Source organism: Mesorhizobium sp. M1A.F.Ca.IN.020.03.2.1 (assembly GCF_004023205.1).
Taxonomy (GTDB): Bacteria; Pseudomonadota; Alphaproteobacteria; order Rhizobiales; family Rhizobiaceae; genus Mesorhizobium.
The window spans coordinates 1-7,551 of sequence record NZ_RZSV01000245.1 but is presented as its reverse complement, the minus strand read 5'-3'; the positions used below and the strand labels follow the sequence as shown (position 1 = coordinate 7,551).

The window sequence follows — 7,551 nt, the reverse complement described above, 5'->3', positions numbered from 1 at the left end:
CGCTGTAGAACGGTCGAACGATCGGCGAAACCACGGCTCGATCGCCGTGGTGGGATCGTCAGCCGAGCGCTGGTCGTCGAACGCGACCGCGCTGCGTATTGGCATTGGATGGCGTGGGGCGGAACGGCGATGGCGGTCCAGATTCAAGGCCTTCCGGTCACCTATTATCCAATCCCGAAAAGCGGCACCAGCAGCGTCAAATACGCGCTGATGGCGCTCGGCGGCAAGGAAGCCACTCTGCTTGACCCGGACAACGACGTCCACAGTCAAATTGCAACCAATTGGGCCGATCCGTTCGAGCCGGTCTATGACGGCCTCAGCGGCAAATTCACGATCGTTCGTGATCCGCTGGAGCGGCTGCTCTCGGCTTATTCCAGCAGGATATTGGACACCGATGTCCTATGGTCACGCTCGCCCAACCTCGAGTTGCTCGAGAGCTTTGGGCTGCCGACCAACCCGGATCCCGATACCTTCATCCTCAACATCGAAAAATACTGCGCATGCTCAGGGGACATCCACTTTCACGTCGCCTCGCCACGCCGGTTCATCGGTTCCAGCCTGTTCCTGTTCGAGCACGTCTTCAAATTCGAGGACATGGACAAGGTCGGCGCCTTCCTGTCCACGGTCAGCGGCAGGGCAGTCTCTATGCCGCGGCTGCAGGCAGCCCGGGGCAAGGTCAGTCCATCGGATCTGTCCCCCGCGGCGTTCAGAAAGGCGATGCGCTTCTGCCGCTACGACTACGGTTTCCTTGTCGACTATTACGATCCGGCACGATGGGGAGGCATCCCCCAAGGCGATCCCGATGAGACGTCCTCGCTGCATGTCGCCGGCGATCTGACCGCTTTTCGCAACGGCCGTCTGGTCTACCCGCGGACGCTGCGCAACCTCGTCGGATTCCTTGCCAAACGTCCGTTGAAGAAAAGGGTGGGGCTGTAGCGTTCAGCTTTTCAGTCCGGACGACCTCAGGCCACAACGCTCAAGCGCCTCCTTCGCTCGTCGAGCGAGACGATGGCGAGGCCGCTGCCGATCACCAGGAGAATGCCGCAGACGGCGAGCGTGTTGGGGAGCTGCCCGAACACCAAAAGGCCGGAAATCACCGCCCAGACGGTGAAGCAATAGTAGAAGGGCGCCACCGCGCTTGTCGGTCCGACGCGATAGGCCATGAAGATGAAGAAGTGACCGAAGATCAGGAACAGGCCGGCGCCGGCAAGCAAAAGGAGATGACGGCCCTCCGGCATCACCCACTGTTCCGAGACAAGGTGTGCGACACCTGAGCCGAGCAGCACGACAACCACGGCGGAGATGGCGACGATCATGCCGGGCACCTCGGCGCCCACCTTACGTCCGGCGAGGTCGCGCGCCGCGGCCAGGGCCGCGTTGCCCAGCGCCAGCAAGGCATAGATGGAAATGCCCTGCATCGTCGGTTGCGCCACCATGACGGCGCCGACAAAGCCTAGGCTAATCAGCGCCATTCGCACGGCGCCGATCTTCTCGCCGAAAAGGAGCGAGGACCCGACCAGCACGATGAGCGGCGTGATCTGCCCGAGCGCCGTCGAATCGGCGATCGGCATGTTGGCCAACGCCACGACGTAGCAAAGGATCGCCGCCAGCTCGCAAAGGTTCCGGCGCAGCACCTTGCGTTCGAACAGCAGCGGGATCTGCCTGCCATAGCCCAGCATGAAAAGCAGCGGCATGCCCCACAGTGTGGCGGCCGCGCCACGCAGCAGCAGCACCTCATAAGGCGGCAGCCCTGCGGTCGCGAGCTTCATCATCGTGTCATTGACGAGGTAGGATCCCGTCGAGACGATCATGAACAGCGGGCCGCGGATATTTGCCGGAAGGAATTGCATTGGCTGAAGAAATCAGAGGCGGATCGGGGCGGCAATGGGCCAGTTCCGGCCGATCTGGCGTCTACCCGCGCGAAACTGTCGATGGGCTAGCCGAGGCAAGACGCGCGGAATTGAATTCGCCTGTCGCGATCCTATATCCGCACCATACCCCTGAAATCAGATCATTGGTTCGGCTCGAGCGAGACAACGCTCAACCACAAGGCACTTGTGTTTTGCGGCCGTTGTCGCTAATCGCCCCGCATTCGACTGAACTGAAGGTCAAGGCCGCCCAAGGAAAGAGACTATGGCAAAAGGTAAATTCGAGCGCACCAAGCCGCATGTGAACATTGGCACGATCGGCCACGTCGATCATGGCAAGACGTCGCTGACGGCGGCGATCACGAAGTATTTTGGCGAATACAAGCGCTATGACCAGATCGACGCGGCGCCGGAAGAGAAGGCGCGCGGCATCACCATCTCGACGGCGCATGTCGAGTATGAGACGGCCAACCGTCACTACGCCCATGTCGACTGCCCCGGCCATGCCGACTATGTGAAGAACATGATCACCGGCGCCGCCCAGATGGACGGCGCGATCCTGGTGGTTTCGGCCGCCGACGGCCCGATGCCGCAGACCCGCGAGCACATCCTTTTGGCCCGCCAGGTCGGCGTGCCCTCGATCGTGGTGTTCCTGAACAAGGTCGACCAGGTCGACGACGCCGAGCTGCTCGAGCTGGTCGAGCTCGAGGTTCGCGAGCTGTTGACCAAGAACGAGTTCCCCGGCGACGACATTCCGATCGTCAAGGGTTCGGCGCTGGCAGCACTTGAGGATTCGAACAAGACCATCGGCGAGGACGCCATCCGCGAGCTGATGGCGCAGGTCGACGCCTATATCCCGACGCCGGTCCGTCCGCTGGACAAGCCGTTCCTGATGCCGATCGAGGACGTGTTCTCGATCTCGGGCCGCGGCACGGTCGTGACCGGCCGCGTCGAGCGCGGCGTGGTCAAGGTCGGCGAGGAATTGGAGATCGTCGGCATCCGTCCGACGGCCAAGACCACCTGCACGGGCGTGGAGATGTTCCGCAAGCTGCTCGACCAGGGCCAGGCCGGCGACAACATCGGCGCGCTGTTGCGCGGCATCGACCGCGAGGGTGTCGAGCGCGGCCAGGTTCTGGCCAAGCCGGGTTCGGTGAAGCCGCACAAGAAGTTCGTGGCCGAAGCCTACATCCTGACCAAGGACGAGGGCGGCCGTCACACGCCGTTCTTCACCAACTACCGGCCGCAGTTCTACTTCCGCACCACCGACGTGACCGGCATCGTGACGCTGCCGGCCGGCACCGAGATGGTGATGCCCGGCGACAACATCACCGTCGACGTCGAGCTGATCGTGCCGATCGCGATGGAAGAGAAGCTGCGCTTCGCCATCCGTGAAGGCGGCCGCACCGTCGGTGCCGGCATCGTCGTCACCATCAAAGAATGATCGATCCGGCACTTGCCGGCTCGACAAGGAAAGGGCGGTCTTCGGGCCGCCCTTTTTCGTTTACTTGCACAGTGCAGCATAAATGCAGCACGGTTGCTTCGAAGCTATTGCATGCATCACTGCCGCAATTATTATCGATTGCGGCAGGGGGCGTCGCCAATCATGATTTCGGGGCATCATTTAAACTGCACATCAAGATGGTTTCGCATACTGGTTCGCCGGGCACCGGTGCTTGCTATTGTGGTGGTGGCCTTTGCAGCAAAGGCCGATGACGTCCTCATACGGGCATGGCCCGATACGTTCATTTTGAACGGCCCGTCTTCCGACGGCTTTTCGGACATGCGGTTCATCTTTGCGCGTAGCAGTGCAGTCGGCTGTAAGACCAATTGTCCGGAATGGATTTCAGCGGAAGGCGCCATCACTGCCGACACGCCGGCTCTGCTCAAGCGAGTGCTGAAAAAGCTCGGCATCCGCAAACTGCCGATCATTGTCAATTCCCCTGGCGGCGATGCCGACGCCGCACTTCAACTTGGTCGCATCATACGGAAGAACGGGCTCGACATCGCGATCGGCAAGACCGAGTTTTCCGATTGTTGGCCGGGAACGGAGGGCTGCGGGGCCAGCTTCGGCAAGGGCGTTGCCTATTTCGGCGTGGCGTCTGATGGCGGCGCCATGTGCAACTCTGCATGTCCCCTGATGTTCGCAGGTGGCGTTCGCCGCGTAGCCGGTGGCTGGGCCTATCTGGGTGTTCATCAGATCACCACCACTTGGTTCCCCTCCACAAGGCATTTTCGAACCACCTATAAAACCATTCGGGGCAAAAGATATCAGGTCACAACGGAGACCGTCACCGAAGGCCGAAGCTACAAGACCTATAAGATGAGCAAGGGGTTCGCGCGGAAAATCTCGGCCTATTTGGCAGAGATGGGCGTGGGGCAGGGTGTCCTCGACAAAATGAAAGCCACGCCGGCGAGCGACATTCAGCGGATCACCCTCCACGACATGCTAACGATGAAACTGGCCACCAGCACAGACACCGTGGAGCTGTTCACCGGAGTGATCCTGTGCATGGGTGACAAACCGGCTCCGAATTGCCGGGAAATAGCGGAGGATGCCCGGCCGGCCGCTGTAACGACGGCAAAGCCGGCACCTTCTCGACAGGCGGAAGCTCCATCTTCCAAGCCAGCCAAAGCCCCGACTGCCGTGCCGTTTCGAGGAGCGGCAGGAAATGCGGCGCCGGAGATGCGCTTCGTGGTCGTTCGCGGCAGCGATCCGCTCTGCGATCCCGACTGCCCGGAATGGATTTCGGCGGAAGGCGCGATCACCCCTCGAACCCCGCAAAAACTTCGCCAGTTGCTCGCCGCGCTCGACAACCCGCGGCTCCCCGTTGTGATCAGCTCACGAGGCGGCGACTTGTTCGGCGCCTTGGCCGCAGGGCGGCTTATCCACGAACGCAAGCTAGACGTCGTCGTCGCCCGCACCAATATCCTGGGTTGCAACCCGCCCGGGGCAGGCTGTCTGGACGACAATGGCGCCTATGTCGGGCTGATCAGCCAATTCGGAGTGGAGTGCGATTCAGCCTGCGCACTCATGCTCGCCGGCGGCGCTAGGCGGCTGGTCGACCCCAAGGCGCGGCTCAGCGTGTCCTCGATGGGACAGAAGCGGATTGTCGAAGCCTATTTGGACGAGATGGCGATCAGCCCAGGCCTGTTCGCAGCGATAGATCAGAGTTCAGTCGAGCGTCAGCTTGAACCCGATATAATGCTCAAGGTCGGGCTGGTGACCGGGCCGGACACATCGGACACGCTGACTGGCCCCGCCATTTGCAGGTCCTCGCCAAAGCCGGACAATTGCCGGCTCCCGCCCTCTGCCAACGCCCAGGCAAAGACGCCGCCAGAACTTTAGCGTAGTCGCGACGAAGGTCGAGGCAGCAGCCGTCAGGCTGGCATTGCTCGCACCCTCTTCAATTCTATTTGCAAGCATCGTCGCCGTAACTAGTATGGGTTGGACCGAGGGCTTGGCAGGCGTGATTTCCGCGTTCCTTTCAAAGGGTATTTCGTGGCCGCTAGGGCTGGTTCGGCTCGGGCTGGCCATCGCTATTGGGCTTACCGCGTTTGCCGCCGCAGCGAAGGAAACGCCGCCGGATTACGGCCCTGCCATGCGCTTCGTCGTGGTGCGCAGCAGCGCGCCAGGCTGCGAGCCGAACTGCCCGGAATGGATTTCTGCCGAAGGCAGCATCGAGGCCGGCACGCCGGCGCGGTTCAAGCGCCTCTTGAAGACGCTCGGCGGCCGGCAACTGCCGATCGTCGTCAATTCTCCTGGAGGCAATGTCGACGCCGCGCTCCAACTCGGCCGTACGATCCGTAAGAACAAGCTCGACATCGCCGTGGGCACTACGGGGTTTTCCGGCTGCTCGCCCGAAATGAAGAACTGCCGGGACAATGACAGTAAGAACACGCCGTATTCCGGCATCGCCTACGACAGCGGCGCCATGTGCAATTCCGCATGTCCCCTGATGTTTGCCGGCGGCGTCCGCCGTGTGGTCGGCGAGTGGGCTTTTCTCGGGGTTCATCAGATCACCACGACATATCACAGGGAAAAGCTGCTCTACCGCACCACCTACAGAATTGTGAACGGCAAGAAGAAGGTCCTCAGCACCAAGGTCGTCAGCCGCAAGAATGCCGGCAGCTACAAGACCTACGAGATGAGCAAGGCGGTCGAGAAACGGCTGTCCGGCTATCTGAAAGAAATGGGTATCGGGCAGGGCGTGCTGGACGTGATGAAAGCGACGCCGGCAAGCGACATAAAGCAGATCGAGCCCGACGATATGCTGGATATGAAGCTCGTCACCAGCCTCGATTCCCTCGACCTGATGACCGAAGCAGCCATATGCCGGCGCGATCCGGTGCCAGCGAACTGCCGCGAGATACCGGCCAATGGCAAGGCCAAGCCGGCCGAGGTGGCGACGGTCGCAGTCAAACAGGCCTACAGTCAGCCGGCGGAGGCAGCATCACCGCCAAAGCCGCAGCAGGAAATGCGTTTCATCGTCGTTCGCGGCAGCAATCCGCTCTGCAACCCCGATTGTCCGGAATGGATTTCGGCGGAGGGAACGATCGTTGCCGGCACGCCCGACAGGCTGCGCGAGCTGCTGGACAAGGTCGGCGGGCGCAGGCTGCCCATCGTCCTCAACTCACAGGGCGGCGATGTCCAGGGCGCGCTCGCCGCCGGCCGGCTGATCCGCGAGCGCAGATTGGATGTTGCGGTCGCCCGGACGGATTTTCTCGATTGCGATCCCGGCACGGCAGGGTGCGTCTCCAAGGACAACCTTCATAATGGTCTCACCGTTGAAGCCGGCGCCGAATGCGATACAGCCTGCGTGCTGATGATCGCCGGCGGCACCAGGCGCTTGGTAGGCGCCGATACGCGTTTCCTGGTGCATTCCATGGGCATGGAAGACAAGGTCCGGTCGTATCTCGAGGAGATGGCGATCGGCTCGGGCTTGTTCGTCGCGATGCAGTCGGCCCAATCCGCCAAGCACAGGGAGCTCAGCCAGGACGAATTGGCGGGGTTCGGGCTCACCACCAGCCGCCAGTCGGTAGACGCTCTGACGGGCGCCACTATCTGCAAATCTTCGCCAAAACCCGATAACTGCCGGGTTCTGCCGTCCGCCAACGCCGAAGCGGAATCGCCGGCCAAGCTTTAGCAGCATTCGGCGCCATGCCAGCACTGGCCATGGAGGCAGGTTGAGCCGGCTCCGAGCTTCCCGCTATCCTTCTAGGCTCAAACGTAGGAGGACCGGAGATGAGCGAGGGCGTCCCGACTTTGTTCGAATGGGCCGGCGGCAGCGAGGCGCTCAACCGGCTGACGCAGATCTTTTACAACAGAGTGACCTTGGACCCGATCGTCGGTCCGGTGTTCAGGCACATGTCGCCGCCTTCATCGGCGAGGTTTTCGGCGGGCCGAAGACCTACAGCGAACGGCATGGTGGCCACCGCGAGATGGTCAGGCATCATCTCGGCAAGCATCTGACCGAGGAGCAGCGCCGGCGCTGGATCAACCTTCTGGCGGACGCGGCGGACGAAGCCGGCCTGCCGGACGATCCCGAGTTCCGTTCCTCCTTGATGGGCTATGTCGAGTGGGGATCGCGGCTGGCCAAGATTAATTCCAATCTCGGCGAGACTTGCGACCCTGAGACCGAGCCAATGCCAAGCTGGGGCTGGGGCGTGCCGGGCGGGCCTTACA

Annotated in this window: 5 protein-coding genes and 1 pseudogene; 5 read left to right on the top strand and 1 reads right to left on the bottom strand. The window is 62.0% G+C overall.

The window, feature by feature from the left end; all coding sequences use genetic code 11:
• Window positions 1-936, top strand: a 936-nt coding sequence (locus EOA79_RS26895; RefSeq protein ID WP_206639272.1) for a sulfotransferase family 2 domain-containing protein, incomplete at its 5' end; no start/stop codon positions are given.
• Window positions 937-962: 26 nt separating this feature from the next.
• Here the strand turns inward: EOA79_RS26895 and EOA79_RS26890 are convergent.
• On the bottom strand, window positions 963-1,850 hold the full coding sequence (locus tag EOA79_RS26890) for a DMT family transporter (protein ID WP_095824693.1): 888 nt from the start codon (window positions 1,848-1,850) through the stop codon (window positions 963-965).
• A 283-nt stretch (window positions 1,851-2,133) separates the two neighbouring features.
• On the opposite strand from EOA79_RS26890, the gene tuf reads away from it, so the two are divergent.
• From tuf to EOA79_RS26870, 4 genes and pseudogenes are all read left to right on the top strand, one after another.
• Window positions 2,134-3,309 carry an elongation factor Tu gene (gene tuf / locus EOA79_RS26885; protein WP_066989565.1) on the top strand — a complete coding sequence of 392 codons (1,176 nt, stop codon included), beginning with the start codon at window positions 2,134-2,136 and terminating at the stop codon, window positions 3,307-3,309.
• 111 nt (window positions 3,310-3,420) lie between these two features.
• Window positions 3,421-5,214 (top strand): hypothetical protein, encoded by a 1,794-nt coding sequence (locus tag EOA79_RS26880; protein ID WP_245322380.1) that lies wholly within the window; start codon window positions 3,421-3,423, stop codon window positions 5,212-5,214.
• 253 nt (window positions 5,215-5,467) lie between these two features.
• Entirely contained in the window at window positions 5,468-7,012 is a 1,545-nt protein-coding gene (locus EOA79_RS26875) for a hypothetical protein (protein ID WP_127334821.1), read from the top strand.
• 98 nt (window positions 7,013-7,110) lie between these two features.
• Window positions 7,111-7,551: pseudogene (locus EOA79_RS26870) on the top strand (group II truncated hemoglobin); the annotation flags it as partial.